General features: G+C 61.5%; 14 protein-coding genes. All 14 read right to left on the bottom strand.

Annotation, left to right across the window (positions count from 1 at the left end; translation table 11 throughout):
- Nucleotides 1–50: 50 nt before the first annotated feature.
- The gene (locus tag CLD20_RS14025) at nt 51–2,711 is read right to left on the bottom strand and encodes a DEAD/DEAH box helicase (RefSeq protein ID WP_224407281.1); all 2,661 of its coding nucleotides are present in this window, start codon (nt 2,709–2,711) and stop codon (nt 51–53) included.
- Nucleotides 2,712–3,031: 320 nt separating this feature from the next.
- The gene (locus tag CLD20_RS14030; RefSeq protein WP_224407282.1) at nt 3,032–4,426 is read right to left on the bottom strand and encodes an EH signature domain-containing protein; all 1,395 of its coding nucleotides are present in this window, start codon (nt 4,424–4,426) and stop codon (nt 3,032–3,034) included.
- A complete protein-coding gene (locus CLD20_RS14035; protein WP_224407283.1) occupies nt 4,423–5,295 on the bottom strand; it encodes an OmpA family protein in 873 nt (290 codons plus the stop codon). The genes CLD20_RS14030 and CLD20_RS14035 overlap by 4 nt, the downstream gene beginning before the upstream one ends.
- Nucleotides 5,296–5,301: 6 nt before the next feature.
- Nucleotides 5,302–7,416, bottom strand: coding sequence for an anti-phage ZorAB system protein ZorA (gene zorA, locus CLD20_RS14040; RefSeq protein ID WP_224407284.1), 2,115 nt, complete (start codon nt 7,414–7,416; stop codon nt 5,302–5,304).
- A gap of 253 nt (nt 7,417–7,669) precedes the next feature.
- On the bottom strand, nt 7,670–9,577 hold the full coding sequence (locus CLD20_RS14045; protein ID WP_224407285.1) for a UvrD-helicase domain-containing protein: 1,908 nt from the start codon (nt 9,575–9,577) through the stop codon (nt 7,670–7,672).
- Nucleotides 9,578–9,731: 154 nt separating this feature from the next.
- Nucleotides 9,732–10,802: an HNH endonuclease gene (locus CLD20_RS14050; protein WP_224407286.1), complete on the bottom strand. Its 1,071-nt coding sequence runs from the start codon at nt 10,800–10,802 to the stop codon at nt 9,732–9,734.
- Nucleotides 10,803–10,821: 19 nt separating this feature from the next.
- A complete protein-coding gene (locus CLD20_RS14055) occupies nt 10,822–11,196 on the bottom strand; it encodes a DUF4357 domain-containing protein (protein ID WP_224407287.1) in 375 nt (124 codons plus the stop codon).
- 11 nt (nt 11,197–11,207) lie between these two features.
- Nucleotides 11,208–12,218, bottom strand: coding sequence for a hypothetical protein (locus tag CLD20_RS14060; RefSeq protein ID WP_224407288.1), 1,011 nt, complete (start codon nt 12,216–12,218; stop codon nt 11,208–11,210).
- Between the two features lie 42 nt (nt 12,219–12,260).
- Nucleotides 12,261–12,956 (bottom strand): hypothetical protein, encoded by a 696-nt coding sequence (locus CLD20_RS14065; RefSeq protein ID WP_224407289.1) that lies wholly within the window; start codon nt 12,954–12,956, stop codon nt 12,261–12,263.
- 16 nt (nt 12,957–12,972) lie between these two features.
- Nucleotides 12,973–13,404: a hypothetical protein gene (locus tag CLD20_RS14070; protein ID WP_224407290.1), complete on the bottom strand. Its 432-nt coding sequence runs from the start codon at nt 13,402–13,404 to the stop codon at nt 12,973–12,975.
- Between the two features lies 1 nt (nt 13,405).
- Complete coding sequence (locus CLD20_RS14075) at nt 13,406–16,297, bottom strand: site-specific DNA-methyltransferase (protein WP_224407291.1); 2,892 nt, start codon at nt 16,295–16,297, stop codon at nt 13,406–13,408.
- On the bottom strand, nt 16,294–17,190 hold the full coding sequence (locus CLD20_RS14080; protein WP_224407292.1) for a hypothetical protein: 897 nt from the start codon (nt 17,188–17,190) through the stop codon (nt 16,294–16,296). The genes CLD20_RS14075 and CLD20_RS14080 overlap by 4 nt, the downstream gene beginning before the upstream one ends.
- Nucleotides 17,191–17,258: 68 nt before the next feature.
- Nucleotides 17,259–20,312, bottom strand: a complete 3,054-nt coding sequence (locus CLD20_RS14085) for a BPTD_3080 family restriction endonuclease (protein WP_224407293.1) — start codon at nt 20,310–20,312, stop codon at nt 17,259–17,261.
- Between the two features lie 213 nt (nt 20,313–20,525).
- Nucleotides 20,526–20,825 (bottom strand): F-actin-capping protein subunit alpha, encoded by a 300-nt coding sequence (locus CLD20_RS14090; RefSeq protein ID WP_224407294.1) that lies wholly within the window; start codon nt 20,823–20,825, stop codon nt 20,526–20,528.
- Nucleotides 20,826–20,963: the final 138 nt, after the last annotated feature.

Genomic DNA, 20,963 nt, shown 5'->3' on the forward strand with positions numbered 1-20,963 from the left:
ATACGCCGCCTCGCCCTGGTGTCCGAGCCCTCCCAGTGGACGGAACTGTATCATTGGCGGGAGGGCGCGGTCTCGGCTCCGAGCGTTGCCCCGAACAGCGCATCAACGTCTCCTTCTGCGACTGGCGGGGCCAGCATGTTGCGAGAGAGATCCCGCTTGCGCTGAAGCAGGCGATCAAGGGTGAGGTCGAAGGAGGCCTCTCCGAAATCAGGATGAACCGCCATCGGGATATGGACCGTAACCGGCAGTTCTTGCCCGATCCGATACACGCGATCATTGCACTGCTCTTCGACAGCCGGGTTCCACCAGCGGCTGAGATGCACAACATGATTGGCGGCGGTGATTGTGAGGCCGACGCCCGCGGCCTTCGGCGAGAGCACCAGAAGATGAAAGCCGGGAGGTTGCTTCTGGAAGCGGTCGACAACAGCCTGCCTTCGGTCACCGGGCGTTGCGCCATTGATGACGGCCGGCTCGGAGGGGAGATCAAATAGGACGGTTGCGGCCGCGGCGAAGGCTGTCTGCACAGCCCGATCTTCCAGGAAGACCAGCGCCTTCTCGTTTTTTTCCTGGATCTTGCGCAGCACGCCGACAGCGTGAGCAAGCCGGGCGGAGCCGGCGATCCACTCCTTCACCGATTCCGGCTCATACGGGTCGACATCATCTGCGCCGGCGGGATGGAGCGAGATTCCTCGGAAGGCGTGCAGTGCCTTCAGCATGGCGCCACGCGTGGTCGGCCCGGTCTTCGCTTCGGCTACCGCTCGCTCGTAAGCCTCCGCCTGACGTTCTGGCATCTCGACGGATCGGCACTCGATTGTCTTCTCGGGAAGCCCGTCAAGGATATCTTCCTTCATCCGTCTCAGCATGATGGCCGGGGCCGGAGGCTTTGGTTGATCCATTCTAGCTTTCAACGCCTGGAGCGCTTCGCCATCGCCCTCGCCGTGCATTTCAGAGAACTGCCGCAGCGGGCCGAGGTAGCCGGGGAAAATCCTGTCCATGATACACCAGAGATCTTCCAGCCGGTTCTCGATCGGCGTGCCGGTCAGCCCAATGACGAAATCAACATTCATCGCCTTGGCGGCATGGGTGTTGATGGTACCGGGCGACTTCACCTTCTGCATCTCGTCAAAGACGCCGATTGAATACGGCACACGGGCGAAAGATAGGTGATTGTCAGCGAGCGTTTCGTACGTGGTCAGAACCCAGTCCGCCTCTGTGAGAAGCTCGTGGTCCAACCTGCTCTTGGAAGCCCCGTCGCCCTCCGCGGGCCGCTTCAGCCGACGAAGGCCTGGTCCGAACGCCTCCACCTTTTCCCCTAGAGCTCCGGGCGAAAGATGTCGTTCAGCCTCAGCCACCCAGTTTCGTAGCAAGGCAGTCGGCGCAACGATCAGGATCGGTCCATTGTTAAGCCTTGCTCGGCGAAGGCGGGCTGCCTGCCTGTTCTCTCTAAACCAGGCAAGAAATGCGAGCGCCTGGAAAGTCTTGCCGAGCCCCATGTCATCGGCCAGAAGCGCGCCGGGCAATCCGCTTTCCCAGGCTTCCACCAGCCATTCAAACCCGCGAAGCTGATGCTCTTTCGGGCGAGAGACCGGACAAAGATCGTCGGGAAATGCCCGCGATTCCAAGACGAGCCGCTTCTGAAGCGCGGCCGAAAAATCGATTGTATCGAAATTCTCTTTGAGATCGAGAACGCTGCGGGTGGCGGGCGAACCAGGCTCTTCGTCATCCTTGGACGAATGAACTTCGGAGCTCAGGTCCTCAGCTTCGGGCAACGACGCGAAGATGCGTTCGATGTCTTCAATCGGATAGCGCTGCCCCTTGAGTTCGACGTCCGATAGTCCGCATTCTCGCGCATGCTCGACCTCGTCTCTTAGCTCCTCGATCTCTTCCGAACTCAGTTCGATCTCGCTCCCGCCGATCTTCGCTGAGAAGCTTTCTGGCAACCATTGCTCACTCTTGCGAGTAAGCCACGGAAACTGAGGCGCTTCCCAGACCTTCAGACCGAGCACCCGCTCAGAGTATTGCTTGGTCTCGACAAAGAGGAGGTGCGAGAGGTCTTCCGCATCTTCAGAGCCGAGCGCCTCGGCAATTGCGGGTCTCGGATTGCGAATAAAGGCGCGTCTCTCTTCCGGATCCGCACGTCTCTTTTCCCGCACAACATCGAGAGCCGTGCGCAAGCCGGGGACGAGGACAAGGAAGGTGTTCCTTTCGAGCACATAGGCAGCGCGGGTATGAGCGCTCCTTGGCCATGCCTGCTCGACGAACCGATCTCGCAAATCTGGTGTCAGGAGGGAAACTGCCTCGGCATCTGGTAATTCCGCAGGCACCTCTCCGCTCGCTTCATCAAGCGGCGCGTCATCTTCCAAAGTCGGCGCCCGATCGCGACCCATCAGGATAGGAACAAAGTCCGGTCCAGCTTCCGTCTCCCGGACATCCAATGCGAAACTTCCAGCTTGGTAGATCGAAAGCGTGCGCAAATAGGCATCTGCCGTGACCTGCTGCCCGGTGATGGCCTTCAAGTCCGCCTCTACAGGCCCCCAGGCTGCGACGCGGCTCTCCGGCGGCTGCCCCGTCGTTGAGTTGAAGCAGTCAATCGCTTCCGCCAAACTGAACAGCTCAGGGGAGAGCCGCCCCTGCTCTTGTCCCCATTGCAGGAAAGCTCCCATACGGGAGGCTCTGAGCGGCCGCTTGTTGGGATCGAGCCATTGGGCCACGATTTGGCTATCCGTACTTTCCACGCGACCATCGAATTTCAAGCTTAAGGAGACCCGCGCGAGACCGGGAAGTCCGACGGCCGCAGCTATGGAAGCCGGGAGCCTCGCACTCGCTGAGTGAGACAGGACAATCCCCTCATCCTGCTCGGTCGCCTGCCCCCGCTCAACACAACCGAGGATGACGCGCGCTGCAGTTCCCGGAGCGCCAGCGATGCCATGCCATTCCGAGACAGGAACGGAGCGGGCACCAAGGATGCCTCCGCTTCTCGCCCGGAATAGCACGCCCCCGTTAGTAATCTGGCTCTCAAAGCGCAATCGCATTACGGGATCCGATACTGAGATTCTCGGATGCGTATTCCCGTCATGCGATATATTTTCTCCGAGACTTTGCGCTGCCAGCTTAGTGTCTCAGGGTGGTGATGCGCTACGGCAAAACGGGGCCCATCGGGCGCATCCGTCACTTCCGAGCCGTGACGCAGCTCATCCGATGAGTAGTTCCTGCGATATAAGCTGGGCATGTCCCGCATGCCTGGATTGCTCCAGATATTGCATCTTCCGTTGTGACTCCATTCAGCCACAATCGCACCACCGATCCGCAAGAGCAGGACCGCGTGGCCCGCTTCCACCTGTCTGCCTGGCGGCGCGTAAAGTGAAGCGAAGGATGTCGTCTTGCCGAAGGCCCTTCTGGCCTCGGCCGCGCCGGACGGTGCGAACGCAACCCATGCCTCCTCGATCAAACCGGCGTCGTAGACAGCCTCCCAGAACGCTCGGCGATACTTCCACATCCGCTCCACCGCGACCCGATCGACCACGTCCAGGAACTGACGAAGGGATTGCTCCGTGAGCCATCCAAGAATGACGGACTTCGCCTCGGGTATCCGGCTCCAGCGGGCCGGATAGAGACGCGGATCGCCGAACAGGCTCAACAACACGTCGAGGTAGCGATCTCGTATTGCCTTGTCCGGCGTTGCCCCGGCAAAGGGCCGAACGAGAGCACCGGCGAAGTCCGGCCCCTGCTCTTCAAAGCGCAGACGCCCGTCCACGATCGCCGCAGCGTGTGCGTGTTCCAGTCGCTCGTCCGGATCAGCTATCGCTCCTTCAGCGAGATGGCGCAAAAGCACCTGCACACAGGCTCTGGCGAAGCCGGACGTCGCATCCAGCGCCCGCAGGCCGGTCGCCTGCAGCACCTCGGTCGGCGAACAACGATCGGCCAGCGCCCGTTTGGCGACGTGCTCCGGTCCGGCGGAAAGGTCAAACAGAGATAATTCCCTGTGCAGCTCATTCCATGGCTGGCCCGCGCGTCCCGCGAGCGCTCCCAAGACCCTCACAACGGTCGAGATGCCCGGCAGCCCAGCATCGAAGCTTGCGAGATAGGACGCTGCGAAACTTCGATAGGCACGAGGTCGCTCGCTCCGGGCGAGAGCCATGAGTAGCTCGTCGAGCACGTCCTTCTCGGTCGCGAGGGCTGGGGAAGTCTCCCAAAGGCACCACGCCGACTCACGTAGCTCGCGAGATGACAGCCCCTCCCCTCCCCGTATCTGGTCAAGGATGTGTGCAGCCACCTCGTCCAGGTCTTTCGCCCGCGGCTGTTCCAGGTAACCCACCCGCTCGCCGAACTGCTTCGAGACCACGGTAACTGAAGGGATCTCTGGGAGACGTAAAGCCGGAGGCCGCGCACCACGGATCTCCCGACAAACGTCGCGGAGGCTTGTCATCGGCCCTCTCCGCTCGCCGCCCGAAGACGGTCGATCTCCGACTTCATGGCCTTCGTAAGCCCGTTGATCTCCCGCAGCCGTTCGCGGTTGTCCGTTTCCATGACGAAGCGGAGATCGATACGGCGATTGAGCGTCCGCGCATCGTGCGTTCGTGACGCATCGATCGGCCGGGTCGACGAATACCCGGAGACGGAGACGACTTCTTCGTCGGCCCGGTTCCTAAGCCTTCGAAGCAGTGGAGCGTCTTCGACGAGAGCGCGGTAGGTATTCACCGCTCGCTCTGTCGAGAGCTGCCAATTGCGTTCGTCAGGGCCTGTTTCGTCAGTGTGTCCCTCGATGAAGAGCGTCTCAAGCATTGCATGAGAATCCGTCTTCCGGCATCCGGTCGCTGCCGCCACATCGGATTCGCAGACGACAAAATCCGGAAGGACTGCCGAGAGGGCTATCGCAATCTTTCGAACGTTTTCTCTCGCAACCGTACCGAGGTTGGAGCTGTCGGACGGGAACTGCACCGCCTGCTCAGTTAGACGTAGAACGCCATGTTGCTCGTCGACGACGACTTCGAGGCCTGCCTGTCGCAGCTCGTCCTGGATTCGATCGAGGAGCTCCTGTCGTCGTTTCTGTGCTTCCTCGATTGCGCTGATCTCCGCATCTACGCGGGCCTGCAGAGCCTCCAGCTTTTCGGCGACTTCCTTAGCGATGCTTACCGCATCTTCTTGGACATCCGTGCGCTGACGCAAATCGAGAGCGAAAACCATGAGCATGATGATGAAGATAAACAACACCCCAATCATCATGTCCGTCATTGAGACGAAATAGTTCTCTCCTTCCTCCGCCGTTCCGCTGTTGAGATCCTCCTCGACCAACATGCCGGATTACTCGGCGGCTTCGCGCATCAAGGCGTTCCGGAGAGCTACCACCGCCTCTGACAATTCGTCCGTATTGTCTCGCAGGTCGGCCAAGGTGGTGTGCAAATGGCTTGCCGCCTTTGCGAGATCCTGGTCGACCTTGGTGCTATACTCCGCCAGCGAGTCTCCCTGTGCGCGTGATTGCTCGTAAATCTTGTTAAGGGCCTGTCCCAGCTCCTGATCGATGGATTGGAAGCGGTTCGCATAGCCAGCCCAAAGCTCTTTCATCTGGGTCAGCACGGCCGCGAGTTCATTGGACATCCTCTCCGCGGCAGCATGTTCGGCCTGGAGCGTTGAAACCGTCGACGCGACGGAGCTGGACATCTCGCGCGCAGCCGATGCCATTGCTTCGCCTGAGCGCGCGAGAGGCGCAGAGGCCGTTCTCACGTCGTCAGCCGTCTGGCTGAACGCATCGGAGATCAAGCGGGTCTTGTCCGTGGCATCGCGGATCGCGCCGCCATGCGCGGAGAAATCATTTCGCGCGGCCTCCATCGTCGTGGCGAAGCGCTCGATCTCAGCATGTATGCGCGCAACCGATTCCCTGATCCCCGCCGCAAGCGCCTGTGCCGCGCCGGAGGCGGCCGTGTGTATCGCACCCGCTGCCTCGTTCTGCACCGCATGCAGGTGCTGCCTGCTCTCCTCCAATTGCCGCGAACTCGCTTCCTGAAATCCTCCCATCTCCGTTCCGAGGTTCGTAATCTGGCTCTCGAGCTTTTCCATCACCCGGCCCATCGCCTCCTCAAGACGCGAAGACGCTCCGACCGCGGAGCGAGCCAGCTCCTCGTCGACCTTCTGGTTGGCCCTTTCGAAGGATTCCTGGAGCGCCCGGACAGTCTCGGCCAACGCAGTCCGATTTGTCTCTGCGCTCGCCTCGAGCCGATGGCCCGCTTCCCCGACCAGTCTGTTGAGATTCTCCGCGGCTTCGCTCATGCGCCGACCGAAGTCTTCGCCTGTCCCGGAAATGCCTCGCTGAGTAGCCGCCAGCGACTCCTGCGCCTGGCGGAGTGTGGAGCTGAGTTCGCGCAGCTCTTCACCCGCGCTTCCTTGGACGCCCTCGGTAAACCGGGCAATGAGCTCCTGGACGCCGCTCTGGCTGTTCTCGGTCAGCCTGCCGACCGCCTGGTCGAGGCTCTGAGTGACCGGCGCCATCGCTGTTGTGAAAGCGCCCTGGATCTGCGGTGAAACCGCCTCGCCCATCCGAGCGAAAAAGTCGGCGCTGTTGATCTGCTTAAGCTCGTCAAGCTGCGCGCCGATACGTTCGTTCATCTGCGAGGAAATGAGCTGCGGTGCGGTATAAAGAAGACGCTCCTCGACCCCCTCGCAGAAAGCACTGAACCCGCTTTCGATCGAGATCTGATAGGCGCGGAAGGCAAAAGAGAGGACGATCGAGGCGCCAAGTCCAGCGATAGAGGTGGCAAATTTGAAGGTGGCGACCTTGAGCAACTCTCGCGTCGCAATCCCCATCGCGTCCGCATCCGGGCTGCTGACCCCTCCCGCTGCGGTGTGCAACGCAAGAACAAGCCCGATGAAAGTGAGAAGCAACCCGGTTCCGACGAAATAGCTCGGAATGCTGCCCATCATCTTGAGGCCGAAAAGGCGTTCCCGGGCAAGAGAGATGTTAAAGAAGGTCTGCGGTCTGACGGTGTTGCGGATCGGCTCGGATGAACCCGGTTCCGGTTTCACCAGCGTCTCGTCAAACTCCTTCCATGCGTGCCTCAGGAGCGGGCTGCGCGACAGGCGCTGATCGATCGTTTCGTACTGATCAGCGAAATCGACCATGCCGCTGGTGCGCATTACCGCCCGCCGGAGGCGTCCAAGCGCCAACCTCAAAGCCACGACATGGAGCAGCAGGAACGCTGTCAGAAGCGCAATCGCGAGAGCCCCGAGGCCAGCGGCTAGCGCGTAAGCAAATTCGGGTTGGCTCACACGTTCGAGATTGCCGTCTATCGCCTCGCGGAAAACTGCAAGAACCAGACTTGCATCGAGCCAAGGCCACCAGGAAGCCAGAAAGACAAGAATGGCGCCGACCACTAGCCAGAAAGCCAGGAAACGGACCCCGCCATTCCAGACAATTGAACCCATGAGCCCCTTCCCCAGCGGCACCTAAACAGATGCCTACTTTTTCAGATCTCGCCGCCCCAAATATCTGTGACCTAGCCCCAATTCGCGGCTAGCGCCCTGCAAGGCTTATCGAACCGCCAAAGCTGCTTCAAGCGGTTGTATCAGGAGAGATCGATACTTCATTGAACGCTCATTCGGATGCAAATCTCAGCCAAGAGGACGCGCCTTCACCTTGCGTCATGCTCTGGGCACTGGACGAAACGGCGTTCCGTTGTCAGCTATGCAGATCTTGCAGGAACTCAGAGGCGGGCTCTGCCGCTGTGACCAGGAGGTTTTCTCGGGCTCTCGTGCAGGCCACGTAAAGAAGATGCCGCTCCGTCGCATAGACCTCAGCCAGAGCGCCTTCGTCCGCGGCTTCCACCATGCGGGCCTCGGAAGGAATGACGCCCTCCTCACATGCCATGACAGCGACCGCCCGGAATTCGAGGCCCTTCACGTCGTGCATGGCGGCCACACGCACGGCGTTTCGATCCTCGCCCTCCCGGCCTGAAATGAGATCGGCAAGCGCTGCGGCGGCCTCGGCCCGTTCAAAGAGCTCTGATGACCGGACGACCAAAGCGATCGCAGAGGGCCCCATGCCCTCGGAAACGCATTGCGAGAGCCACGCGGCGACAGCCTTTTTCTCTCCTTCGATGTCCGGGAAGACGCGCACCACCGGCGTCGGCCCAGAAAAGAGCGACTGCACACCCAGTCGATCGTCCTCAGAACCATCCACCTCGACAAGCATGGAGGGCAGAAGACCTTCTGCCTGCCGCCGGATCTGCTGCGAAGTGCGGTAGTTGACGCGCAGGCTGCGCGAACGGCCGCGCACGTCGACGCCCTCGGAGCGCCATGAAAAGGCGGGCCGGAATATGCGCTGGCCGATATCTCCGGCGAAGAAGAGGCCGTTGGGGCGGTCACCCGCCAGCCTGCCGAGGATGCGCAGTTCAGCAGCCAGGATGTCCTGCGCCTCGTCCACGACAATATAATCGAAAGGGACTTCCGCAGCGGTGATACCGTCCGCCAGAAGCCTGAGCATCTCGGCATAGGTCGTCAGACCGCTGGCGCGCAGGCTTTCTCGCGCGTTCTCGAAGATCGTCCAGAGCGTTTCTCGACGTTCGCCCGCCAGGCGTTTCTTGCGGCCGAGGCGCGGCAAGTCGCGGTAGGTTTCGCGATCCTGGATCTGGCGTCCGTCGACGATCAGCTTCCACTCCTCCAAAAGGAAGCGTTCGTCGACGCTAAGATCGCTCGCCGCCGTAGCCTTCGCCAAGGCCCGGGCAACATCCTCCTCGTCGGCCAGCCGGATCGGACCGACCGTTCTCTCAAACAGCTCCCGGGTCGCAGTCGGGAGATCGGCGACCGTGATGCGCTCGAAAACCGGAGTCTCATCTCCGACGAGCGTCTTGACCTTGAGACGCAGCGCGGTCGCCAGCGCGGAATTGAAGGTGGTCAGGAGAATGCGTGCCGCCGGATTTTCTCGCGCCAGCCTGACAGCGCGGTGAAGCGCCACGACGGTTTTTCCCGTCCCGGCGCTGCCGATCACCCGCGCCGGACCGGCGAAGTTGCGCTCGACGAATTCGCGCTGAGCCGGATGCAGGAAGATCGACCAGGTCTCCCAGGGCGCTTCAAGCGCGCGCCGCAGGTCAGTCTCATCCGTCAGGAGATGGAAGCGGCGCTGCGCGTCCGGATGCGCAAACGGATCGAGCTTTTGCATGAAAGCGACAACCGGCTCGATGCCCACCGCCAGGTTGAGGAGGGCTTCCATCGCTTCAGCCGGAAGATGCTCGGCAAGAGCGAAGATCGTGTCCTCGTCGACTTTGCGAACATCGCCGATCCAGTCCTCCGGAACGCCGCAAAGGAGCAGCGTCGCCTCCGGCGTCTCGGCAAAAAGCTTCGGCTTCGCCGCTTCGCCCGCCACGTAGACGGGGACGACAACCTCTTCCACCCGTTCCCGGATCTCGACGAGCTGGGCCGCGCCCGTCTTCGGGTGCACATCAAGCCGCCGTCGCTCCGCCCAGCGATAGGCGTCGTCGTGATGGCCGACATAGGCAAGAAGCGTGTCCTCGCCTCTCCGATGCAGGACGATGCGGATGTCGTCATTGACCCGCGCGGTCCAGAAGCCCTTGTCGCGCGCGCCATCCACCCGGTGCAAGGAAAGGCCCGGGCGATCGAGGCCCGAATGCAGGTCGAAAGCCGTTTGCTTCACGAGACCTTGTTCTTGCGGCGTCAGCTTCGCGAGCGAGGCCGTGAAGGAATCGGCGATGCGGAGGGTCATGAGCTACGAAGGGGAACCCCCGCTATGACTTCACATTCTTCGCTCGATCCTCGAAGCGCTGACGATGATACGTGAGGTACTTCTTCGTCCCTTCGGGCACATCGATCTGGCTTTCGGGATTTAGCGGCAGGTGCTCGAATTCAACCGCCTTGATTGCCGGAGATATGAGCATTTTCCCGCCATCTTCGAACGAGATGAGGTAGCGGTCGAACAGCGCGTCTAGCGTCGCGCTCAAGAGCAAACCATTGCGCGGGTCGAGCCTCTCTTGGTCGCTCGCGTCACGCCATGGCTTAATGTGAGAGGCGCGAAGGACGTCATCGACCTCGCAGCCAGTCACCGCACACCGGCCTCGCCATAGCTTCCTAAGATCCTCACGGAACTGCCCCTGCCCACGGCGAGCGTCGATCAGTTGTTTCTTTGTCGTCGCGTCGAGCTGTCGGGCGTTGACTACCTCCACATCCGCCTCAACAGAACGTGGCGCGGTGGCCGGGTATGGGAGGAGCTCTTCTATCCGGCTGGCTTGCTCAGCACTGAGGAGTTCCGAGGTCTTGTAGCGTGTGGTGAAGCGGGCTCCCTTGATGGCTCTGCCGTCGACCGGGATCGGTGTCTGCCATGCGAAGAAATCCTCAACCGGGCAAAGCCAAGTGGGAAACCACGGCGCGTCCATTTCGAGCCATTGCTTCCTGAACTGATGCCTATCGTCGTCGTGCAGCTCCTGCACACGCCGTAAAGCCCACGCCTCCTCCCACAGATCCCGAATGAGAGGAACTTCATCCAAAATCGCGCGCCGGGCCTCAAGATCGGAAGATCTCAGCAACGGCTCGCAATTGCGTGCCGTCGACATTATTGCCTGTTTGCCACCCCTCGACGCGTAGAGATGCAAAGTGATGGATGCACCGTCAAATACGGCCTCGGGTCTCGACAGCTGTTCCGTATGAAAGATCTTCATCGGCTTTCCATTCCGCTCGAATACGAGGTCGGGCCGATGGTTCCACTCCTCATGTCCATAGCCGTTCTCAGCCGGGAAACCGGCCATGAAAGGGCCGCCCGATGGGTGCATGTACCCGGCGTCATTCCAAACGATTGGCTTCATTACCGTATGCATTCGAACCTCACGGCAAAATAGCCGACGCAGCGAGAGCAGCGCGAACGCTTGGGAGCCATTCCTTCAGCGACAGACCACTTCCAGAATGCTTCCAAGTTTCAGGACCACTTTCATTTGCGCCGTTCACAATATCACCTGCTGCACTCGGGTTATCAAAGATAAAATCCGAGGCAAAAACGTAGAGCGTTGTATCGGATGGATGCTCCTCCAAAACGCGTCGCCGCACCAGAGCGTCGCGAAGCCGGTGATTTCGGGCCTTGCGGTGTCCGCCGACTTTGAGAGCGGTAGACCCTTCTCGAACCACGAAATGCTTCCCGGAAAGAGACACAGGGTATCCAGTGGCGCGCGCCGCCTTCCTCTCAAGCAGAAACCAGTCGCTCACTCCCTACCCCCTTACCTTCCATTGCCGATCCGCAGTGCCCTGGCCTGCGGCAGCGCCTCTGCATGCTTGACCAGGAGCTGCGCAACCATCGCCTTATCAAAGAATTCGACTCCCGACGGAGCAGCCACGCCATCGCGATGAGAGGCGGCGGCGAGGATTGTGCGCGGCCTGTGCCTCTCCGAGGCCCACTGCGTGTTGAGCTTCAGATCTTCTCCGTCATACGCCCATTTGCACTGGAGAAGCCCGACCACCTCCCCTGACGCGTTGGCTCCCAAGCCGTCCAGGCCGCCATCGCCAGAGCCTCCGACATGCGTCCAGAACTCCTCCGGGTTCTCCAGCTGGAGGAGGGCAACCATCAGATGCTCGAGGGCGTCCGGCGTCACGTCCGTGATCAGTCGCCGCTCTGCTTCGCGTGGATCAGTGGTCCAACTGCGCGGCAGGAAGGCATCGCTTCCAAGGACGTCCCGCATGGTCTTGTGGGGGTCTAAATCGGGATAGCCACGCACGATGCCGTAAGTGGAGCGGCCGAAGAGCGAGCGCCGGATCCATACCGGAACGCGCGGTACGGGGACGGCGCGGAATTTGTCCACCTTCCAGGTCTGCGCGACCTCGCTCGCAATCCAGTACTCGTCCGGATCTTCGCTCTTGTGTTTGCGCCAGATGCTCTCCCAGATGTCGTACCAGGTCGGGTCGTTCACGAGTTCAAAGCCGCCCTCGACGTATCCGCAATAGATGACCCCTTCGGCCGGGCGCGGGACAAGGGCGATCGAACCGGGTTCGATCTGGCTCACGAAATTCCGGTTCTGATTGTACTGGCGAAGGCGGTCGCTCGCGGCATGTTCCGCCGCCCAGGTTGCCTCGTCGCACGTCACGTCGACGATGCAGGATCTCAAACTGTGGCGGTCATAGTGTGCACCCTGCTTGCGCATCGGATAACCGAAGAAAAGACGCTTGCATTCGCGTGCTACACAGACCGCGTCGATCCCGTAGGGCTTGCAACGCGAAAAAAAGACCTTTGGCATTTTTGTCTTTCCCTCGCCCCACCCTAAGATCCTCCGCCGACGTCAGGGTGCTCTATGGATAACGTCAACGCTATAGGCCGAGGGACTTCCTGAATAATTATCTATCCACGAATAGGCGCAGACCAGCCTAACAACACTCGGCGGATTTGCGTTGACCGATAGCCGACTGTCGAACGCGCTAGGTCGGCTATGCGTGAGATAGCTCAGCTCCCTGCGCATTCCGAGCGCACCGCGCACTAAGCTCTTGTCCCCTTTCCTCACCGCCTTGCATTCGGTCGCTAGAACGACTTGGTCGTGCTGAGGTCGACCATCCGCCTGCACCCCTTTGAACACTCCGACGTCGATCTCATGATAGGAGCTTAGATGAGACGCGCCTGACACTGACCCATGCAAGCTCAGTCCCGATTTATCTAGGATTTGCGCGCCAAGCGTTCGGAATTCGACGCTCAAAAATACCTGCCATAGCGCGCCGCTAGATCCCGGCGCGAAAACGTCAAAGTGCGGGCTGCTCTGATCCAATTTGCAGGGTCCGCCAGGGAGAGGGATCGTGCTTCCCGGATGCGAGTATTGGATTGTGTATCCCTTGCCCGCAATTTCCTCTAAGAGTTCCGACAGAATCCAGAGTTCAAACACCTTGCCATCGGCCGTCGAGCCGAGCTTCGAAATCGTTGGGGACGACGTCGCCCCATAGAGATCGAATACACCGACGATGTCGCTTTCAGCCTGATTTTTGTCCACGCCCTTCTCCTAAATTTTAACGGCGGAAGCGGGATGTAGGCACATCAGGGCCCGGTTCGTCGCGAAGTCTTTGAATCAAAAACTCAATTTGGAATAAGACTTCACTGCGATCCGGAAGTTCCTCGGGCAGAAAAACTCGCACGCTATCCCTCCCTTCACCTATTTCTCGTGAGAGGATGATCTCAGCAGCACTCGGCCCCTCCCCGCTACAAGCCTCATGGATCCGTGCGAGCGATTCCTCCACCGTCCCGCGGTGGGTCAGCTTCACATGCACGCGAAAAGCCTCGAGCAGCGCCAGGAGATGCTGGTGCGGCGCAGGCAGCCGGCTTTCATCATCCTCAGAGGAGAAGACGAGGTAGTTCTCGTCAGCGCCAAGCTCGGAAAGCCCATGGCTTGCCATCTGCTCCTTCACGAGCTCGATGAGACCGCGATAGTCATCCTCATCCATCTCAAACCCTCAACACCTTCATCACCTCGTCGCCGAGGTGGTTGATCACCTTGACCGCCACGCGGCCGGTCTTCGGCTTGGGGAAAGGCCGTGAGACGGTGCGCTTCAGGCTCTCCCAGGCCTCCTCGTCGATCTCGCCCTTCAGCGTGTTCTTCAGCGCCTTGTAGGGCACGTCCGCGGCCGGGAAGTAGGCGTGGCGGACGAAGAAGCTCTCCATGTTGTAGTCGGTATCGAGGAACCAGCAGGCGATGTCCTCCGCGTCGGAAGAGACGACCTGGCCCGTCTGCGGCTTGAAGATATCGACGCCCTTCAGGCGCACCTGCAGCTTGCCATCCTCCGTCTCTTCGAGGTCGATGTCGGGCTCGCCGAAGATGACGAAGAGGTTGCCGCCGCCCGCCTTCAGGTCGCCGGCCATGTGCAAGTCGGCGTTCATGCGGGCGCGCAGGATGGGCACGGCGCCGAGATGGCTGATCTCTCCGGCATGGGCGTCGAAATTGAAGGCGCAGGCGACGAGAACGTCGAAACCCGCCTCGCCGGCCTCGCGCGCGGCAGCGACGAGGTCGGCCCGCTGCACCGTGCCGTATTCGGGACCGACGAAGATCGCGGCGCGCTTTTCCCGCTCGCCCTCCTGGTAGCGGCCGTCGGCGGAGATGTACTCGCCCGGCCAGGGCTTCAGCGTGGTGAAGGCGATGCGGTCGGCCCGGTCGCGCTGCTGCACGCCCGCCTTCCTGAGATTTTCGAGGATCGCCTCGTAATAGTTCTCCGCCTCCGTGCTCTCGCGACGGCGCAGCCCCTCGGCGGCCTGGAGGGAATCGATCAGCTCGGAATCCTCGTCGACGCCGACGGAGCGATGGGGCGAGAGGGATTCCACCGTAAAAGGCCCGGCGACGCGGACGCGCTTTTTGTCCTCGTAGGGCTTGTCGTAGAGGAATTCGTGCTCCGCCTTGGCGGCGATTGAGACGTCGATCTCCTTCTGGCGGGCGATCCGTGCTTCCCAGAATTCCTCGAGCGCCCTCTTGGCCTCCGCAGGCCATCCGTCGGGCGCCTCGCGCGGCACCTCCCATTCCATGAAGCCGTTGGCGGGCGCCTCCTCGCCGGAAGGTAGGGTCGCGGTGCCGGAAGCGGCAAAATCGATCGTCTTTCCGGCGCGCCCGCCGGTCTCGACCTTGAACGGCGTCGCAAAACCCTTCAGCGCGGCGTTGAGGCGTTCTCGCGCCGCCTCGACGATCGGCTGCAAGCTATCCCAGATGACGTCAATTTCGTCATTCCGGGCAATGTCCCTGAGGGTGATGTGCGGCACGCGCTCGTAAACGAAGCCCTGACGGATATCGCCATGCGTCTCGCGCGTGGAGGGGGCGGCGCGGGTCACCTCCGCCTCCTTCTTCAGCCCCTCCGGGCTGTCGGCGAGAAGGTAGTAGGGATATTTTGCGCCCATGATACGGGCGCGGGCGAGCGCCAGCGCAACGCGGGAGGTATCGATGGTGATCCAGCGCCGGCCCCATTGCTCAGCGACGGTGGCGGTCGTGCCCGAGCCGCAGGTCGGGTCGAGGACGAGATCGCCGGGGTCGGTCGTCATGAGGAGGCAACGCTCCACGACTTTCGGAAGCGTTTGCACCACATACGTCTTGTCAATGCCGAACCCGGAGATGACGGTGTCCGACCAAGTATTCGAGATGGGATATACGCCGAAGTCGTCAAGGAACCGTATGTATCGGAGCGTTCGACCCATCAGCATAAGCCGCTCTGCATGGAGGAGGCGGCCCATGCCGGTCTCACCGGTTTTCCAGTAACCTCTGTTGGGTCGAATTCGGCTCCCTCTAATCGAGACCGGGAAATCTCCGGGTGGCCTCTGGCTCGTCATGTTGTCATGCGCCCAGAAGCGGAAATTCTTCGGAGGGGCCGCTTTCTCTGCCGGCGTTGCGCTGCGGCGGGTGAAGTCTTCCTGTTGTATCTGGTTGTACTGGGTGCCCCCCGGATCACCCACGCGTTTGATAAAATACGGCTGGTGGTACTTCGTTCGATCGGAATTCTTTCCGTACCAGAGTATGTAGTCGCCGACGTGATTCAGAAAGGCGCCGGTATCACCTGACGTCTTTTCGAAGAAAATCTGGTTGAGGAAATTCTCCTCCCCAAATACCTCATCCATCAGTGCGCGAACCCGGTGCACGTTCTCGTCGCCGATCTGCACGAAGCAAGACCCGCTCTCCGTCAGAAGGTCGCGCGCTACCGTCAGGCGGTCGCGCAGATAGGTGAGGTAGGAGTGGATGCCGTCGCGCCAGGTATCGCGAAACGCTTTCACCTGCTCCGGCTCGCGCGTCAGGTGTTCCAGCTTGCCGTCCTTCACGTCTCGGCTCGTGGTCGACCACTGGAAGTTGGAGTTGAAGCGGATGCCGTAGGGCGGGTCGATATAGATGCACTGCACCTTGCCGCGCAGGCCCTCGCGCTCGGCAAGCGAGGCCATCACCTGCAGCGAATCCCCGAGGATCATCCGGTTCGACCAGTTCTTAGTGTGGCGGTAGAACTCGATCTCCGCCTCCAGGTCCTCGCCGGCGAGGCCGAAATGGTCGAAGAGGCTCGGCCCCTCCCCGTTTGAGCCCGAGCGCGGCCGCCCGTTCGCCGCATGGGCGCGCAGATCCTCGATCAGCGCCTTGGGATGCACCTGCTCCTGCAGATAGACGGGCGGCGCATCGACGACGAGATCGGACCAACCCAGAACATCCTTGCCGCGCCAGACGAGTTGCGGGTCGAGATCGCGGTTGCGCCGCTCATAGGCAACCTTGATCGTCGCGCGATCCTCCGGCTCCAGTACGCTTTCAAGCTCGGCAGGCGGAATGTTGGCGCGCTTGTCGGGATAAGTGATCGTCTCGACGGGGGTTTTCTTCGGTTTGCTCATCCGGCGGGCTCGTTCAGGAAGGTGTAGCGGCGCTGCAGATAGGAGGCCCAGTCTTTCGTCTCCGCATCGGATGCGATGTCAGGCGTCAGGGTGCCGAACAGCTCTTCCGTGGTCCTTTGAAGGAAGTCGTCCGGCCGCACCAAGAGCTGCCGAAATACGGCTAAAGCATCGGCCCCAAAACTCTGTAGCGCGGGCGCCGTGACGCGATGCAGGTCGGTATTGGCGCTTGGAGCGATATGCAGAACTCGCACCCGGGTCGCACCACCCTCTGTTGCGCGCTCCATCCGCCATGCCAGCATTTGCTGGCGAAGAAGCTGATAGAAGGGCTCGTAGAAGAAGTCCTTCACCGACAGGCCGAGATCGTTTTTGATCGGGCCATCCGGGGCAAACGCCTTCTTGCTGTAGCGGGCAAGACGGGTCGGATTTCCGCGCTCGTCCAGCGGGCGCGTGCCGTACCGTTCCGTGTATTTCCACTCGATGAGAAGCGCCTCCGTCGCGCCCGCCTCGTTCTGGAAGCGAACGATGGCGTCGGCGCTTGTCGCGTTCGCGCCGCGGGTCACCGATCCGTTGCGCCATTCGCCGAGATGATCCTGCCGTCCCGTCCATTCGAAGCCGACGAACCACGGCGCGTCCTGGGCGCCCTTTTCGACCTCCAGCATCTTGGGCGGAGATATACCGAGCGCACGACCGATGACCTCGGAGAGAAGCGCCGGGCGCGTCGCCAGAGGCATCAAGAAGTTGAGGCAGGCGACCTGGGAAGAGAGGGCATGGTTGGCGTGCGTGTGCCAGGATATCTTCCGCGGCGGCCCGAAATATTCGACCGCGCTCGTCCTGATGCATGGGGCAAGGTTGGTCCGCGCGAGATCGCGTCGGAGCTGAACGCCGGACGGCATCAGTTCGGTCGGGGCGAACTCCTGGGCCCAGGCCTCTTTCAGCCTGCGCCTCTCCCGCGTCTTGAACTTCATGCTGCTTCCCTCCCGAGTTCCTTCATGATGAGCGCATCCAGCTCCTCTTTCATGCGGTAGGGATCGCTCATCTCGCCGAAAGCCCATCGGCCGAAGCGGCCGAGCCGCTCCACCGCAGGTATCCAGCGATCGCGCATCGCCGCCGTCTTCAGTGGGACGTCGTGGCCCCGGAACCCCTTCACCTCCAGGACGAGCGTGAGGGGCGTATCGCCGCCGTCGTCGATCCGCAGAAGGAAGTCGGGGCGGTAGCGCCGAGGCTCTCCCCCCGCGAGATACGGCACCTCGAAACCCAGATTGTGGTTCTTGGCATAGGCGAGAACGCGCGGATGATCCTCGATCACCTGGGCGCACTGCCCCTCCCAGTCGGAATCGAGGACGATCCAGTTGATGTGGCTCTTGTCGGGATTGGGGTCGTAGAGATCGGCCTTGGTGACGTTGAAGCTGACGTCCATCGTCGAGCCGGTCGGCGCATAGGGATCGAGGATCGCCCGCACCACCGTCTCGCCCGCCGCACCGACATTGATTGAAGCGGCGATCTGGTCCGTCACCTCGTCGGCGAGCTGCTTGTAGGTCACCTGCCCCCGCACCGTTCCGCCCTTGCAGACGAGGAGGCCCTGATCGAGCCACTGCTTCACCAGCCGCTGGCATTGCGGGAAGAGGTGCAGCTTCGGCTCCTCGTCCGCATCGCGGAGCTTCTCCGTCAGGAGGTGCGTGGCGAGCTTGAAGACGATCTCCGAGGGCCGCATCGCCTTCAGGTAGTCCAGCGTCAGCTTCTCCGGCATACCGACGATGCCCTGCATCGTCACCTCGGTGGCGCCGACCTTGTCGGGATCGAGGATGTAGGGCTCGAGCTTTGAATAATCGGCCGTCAGCCTCTCATCCGGCAGCTCGACGCGGAAGCCTTCAACGCGGGGGAAATCGATCTCCAGATGGTCACGTTCGGGGCTCACGGCCTGAACGTGGATCACTTCCTTCGGCGGCTTGACGGGGGCTGCGATCGCCTGGGCGGAGAAGTTGAGGTCGTCGATGCCCATGATATCGGCGTATTCCACGCCGAACAGCCCGGTCGCCGGATCCACATCGTAGGACAGGCGGCGCAGCGCCCTGCCGATCACCTGTTCGCAGATGAGCTTGGTGGAGAAGGCGCGCAGCCCGAGGATGTGCGTCACGGTGTTGGCGTCCCACCCTTCCGTCAGCATGGAGACGGAGACGACGCAGCGGATCTCGGCGCCGAGCTTCCCTTCCTTGCCGACGGTGTTCAGCACTTCGCGCAGGATGTCTTCATCGGTCAGCGTTCGCGCCGCGTCCGCACCTTCGCGGGCCGCCTTCTCGCGCCGGAACGCGTCAAGCTCGTCCTCGTAGGCATCGCGGAATTTCGGGTCGATCGCCTCGCCGGAATCGATGCGCTGACTGTCGATGAGGAGCGTACGCGGCCGCGCCAGCCGATCCCCCTCGTCGGTGTAGTTGCGGAAGAGCTCCAGCCGTCCCTGGTGGAAGTGGACGTCACCTTCCTTTGTCTCGCGCTCGAAGCCCGCGATGTAGTTCGCCACGGTCTCGGAATTGACCGTGTCGTTGCAGACCACGATGAAGACGGGCGGCACGCCGATCTTCTTGGCGGCCCAGGCGTCGTAGGTCTTGCGGTAGTGGCCGTAGAGTGCCTCAAGCGCCGTCTGCAGCTCGATCGGGATCTTGAGCGGATCGGGTTTGAGCGCACCCCGCCCCTTCTTCGGCATCTTGTCGCGGATCGTTGGCCAAAGGTTACGATAGAGCGGCGTCCGGCCGGAGGCGAGGTTGTCGGCGACGGGCACTCTCGGTAGCTTGACGATGCCGCACTCAATCGCATCCATGAGCGAGAAATCGCTGACGACCCAGGGAAAGAGCGTACCTTCCGGCCAGCCGGAGCCTGCAAGGAAGAAGGGCGTTGCGGAAAGGTCGTAGACGGTGTTCAGCCCGAGCTGGCGCTTGACCCCCTCGATCCCAGAAATCCAAAGCCTAGCCGCCTCTTCATTCTCTTTCGCCTCCGCCTTCTCCTCGGCAGTCAGCTTGGCTGCCTCGCCTTCCGGACGCTGACGGTAGCAATGATGCGCTTCGTCGTTGATGACGATGAGCGGCCCGAGGCCCATGAGCTCCTTCATGACGCGCTGGAGCATCTGACCTTCGGTCTCCTGCGTCTCGACATCCTCGCCGTGACCCTTGAGGGCTTCGCGCGTCCCCTTCGCCAGCTGCACCCGCTCGCGCGGCTTGAAAGAGTGGTAATTGGTGATGACGATCTTCGCCGCGCCCATGTCCTGCATGAGATCGGTCGGAACGAGATCGAGCCTGCGATAGTAGTTGTCGGGCTCGTTCGGCAGGAGAACGCGGAGCCGATCGCGGATGGTGATGCCCGGCGTGATGATCAGGAAGCCGCGGGAAAAATGCTTGGAATTGCGGGCCCTCGCGGCGTTGATCGCCTGCCAGGCGATCAGCATGGCCATGACGGTCGTCTTGCCCGCCCCGGTGGCAAGCTTGAGCGCGACGCGGAAGAGCGCTGGTCCGTCGGCAGCCGTCGCGCTGGCATTCGCCTCTTTCAGCCAGTCGAGATAGCGACGCCCGCGCCGCCCGGATTTCGGCGCGACTTCCGCAAGCCATATCGCCGTCTCGACCGCTTCCAGCTGGCAGAAGAACGGGCGGATCGAGCGGCTCACATCCTCTTGCAGCGCCCGCCAGTGACGAAGCAGACTGGCAGTGACGGGTGTCACCTGCCACTGCTCCGGATTCGGCAGGCGGCGCCATGTCTCGATTTCCTGCCGCAGCTCGTTGATGATGGGTGTCGGGTTGAACTCCTGCTCGTCCGTGGAGAGCCCATGGCCCGTATCGTAGACGAGCTCTCTTTGATCGGCGTTGCGCTTGCGGGGCCCCGGTATGGCAGAAATGAGCTCGGCCTTGCGACGCAACGGAAGGATTACATCCGTCGGTCTTCCCTGCAGATCCAGCTCCCAGTGACGGGAAGGCTCTTCATAGGGTGAATTGAGGATCGGCTCTTCGAAGAATTTCTGCGTCTTTTCTGACATCGCGGACCGAGTCGACAATAGGCAGGGTTTTATTCGTCGTAACGAACGCCAGGCGAGGCAGCAAGGAACGGTTGCGCGGGAGATTGAAAGAGCCGCCGCGGCGGCTGGATGTCGTGTTGAGAGGACAAGACGGGCGCCCGCCGAAGGCTGCCGTCCCCTTGCGCATTCAGAGACGCGTCTGGAGCGAGCGCGAAGCAGCGCCTTCGATCGTTCCTAGGATGCGGCTTTGGTGCGCTTTCTTCGCTTTGCGCGCTTGGGCGCCGGGGGCTCCGGCTGAGGCCAGACGAAGAAGGTCGCCAGCTTCGCTTCGACCGTGAGTGCCCGTTGGCTGTACTCATTGCGAACTTCGACGGTTACTGGCCGCTCCTCGCTGAAGTCGATTCCGCGCACGAGAACATTCGCCGCTCTCCTTTCGGCCACTATCGAAGCGGCGTTGATATCGGCGCACTCACGCCCCTTATGATCGACTTCGAAGGAGGTCTTACGTCTCACATCGAAATAGAACAGCGGCATTTCTTTCCCCCTCCACCTTTGGGCTTCCCGCCCACAAGCGGACCGAACCTGGCAGACGTTCAGCTTCCAAATGATCTGAGTGTATTGTTGGAGTTAGACACGCTGATAGGCCGTTAAACCCGCGCAAAAAGCGCCTCG

Source organism: Afifella sp. IM 167, from assembly GCF_020144925.1.
Taxonomy (GTDB): domain Bacteria; phylum Pseudomonadota; class Alphaproteobacteria; order Rhizobiales; family Afifellaceae; genus Afifella.

Excerpts from the sequence above, each read along its gene's own strand:
- CLD20_RS14030 (WP_224407282.1), bottom strand. The coding sequence starts at position 4,426 with ATGACAAGCCTCCGCGACGTTTGTCGGGAGATCCGTGGTGCGCGGCCT.
- CLD20_RS14035 (WP_224407283.1), bottom strand. The coding sequence starts at position 5,295 with ATGTTGGTCGAGGAGGATCTCAACAGCGGAACGGCGGAGGAAGGAGAG.
- zorA (WP_224407284.1), bottom strand. The coding sequence starts at position 7,416 with ATGGGTTCAATTGTCTGGAATGGCGGGGTCCGTTTCCTGGCTTTCTGG.
- CLD20_RS14050 (WP_224407286.1), bottom strand. The coding sequence starts at position 10,802 with ATGAAGCCAATCGTTTGGAATGACGCCGGGTACATGCACCCATCGGGC.
- CLD20_RS14060 (WP_224407288.1), bottom strand. The coding sequence starts at position 12,218 with ATGCCAAAGGTCTTTTTTTCGCGTTGCAAGCCCTACGGGATCGACGCG.
- CLD20_RS14070 (WP_224407290.1), bottom strand. The coding sequence starts at position 13,404 with ATGGATGAGGATGACTATCGCGGTCTCATCGAGCTCGTGAAGGAGCAG.
- CLD20_RS14075 (WP_224407291.1), bottom strand. The coding sequence starts at position 16,297 with ATGAGCAAACCGAAGAAAACCCCCGTCGAGACGATCACTTATCCCGAC.
- CLD20_RS14080 (WP_224407292.1), bottom strand. The coding sequence starts at position 17,190 with ATGCCGTCCGGCGTTCAGCTCCGACGCGATCTCGCGCGGACCAACCTT.
- CLD20_RS14085 (WP_224407293.1), bottom strand. The coding sequence starts at position 20,312 with ATGTCAGAAAAGACGCAGAAATTCTTCGAAGAGCCGATCCTCAATTCA.
- CLD20_RS14090 (WP_224407294.1), bottom strand. The coding sequence starts at position 20,825 with ATGCCGCTGTTCTATTTCGATGTGAGACGTAAGACCTCCTTCGAAGTC.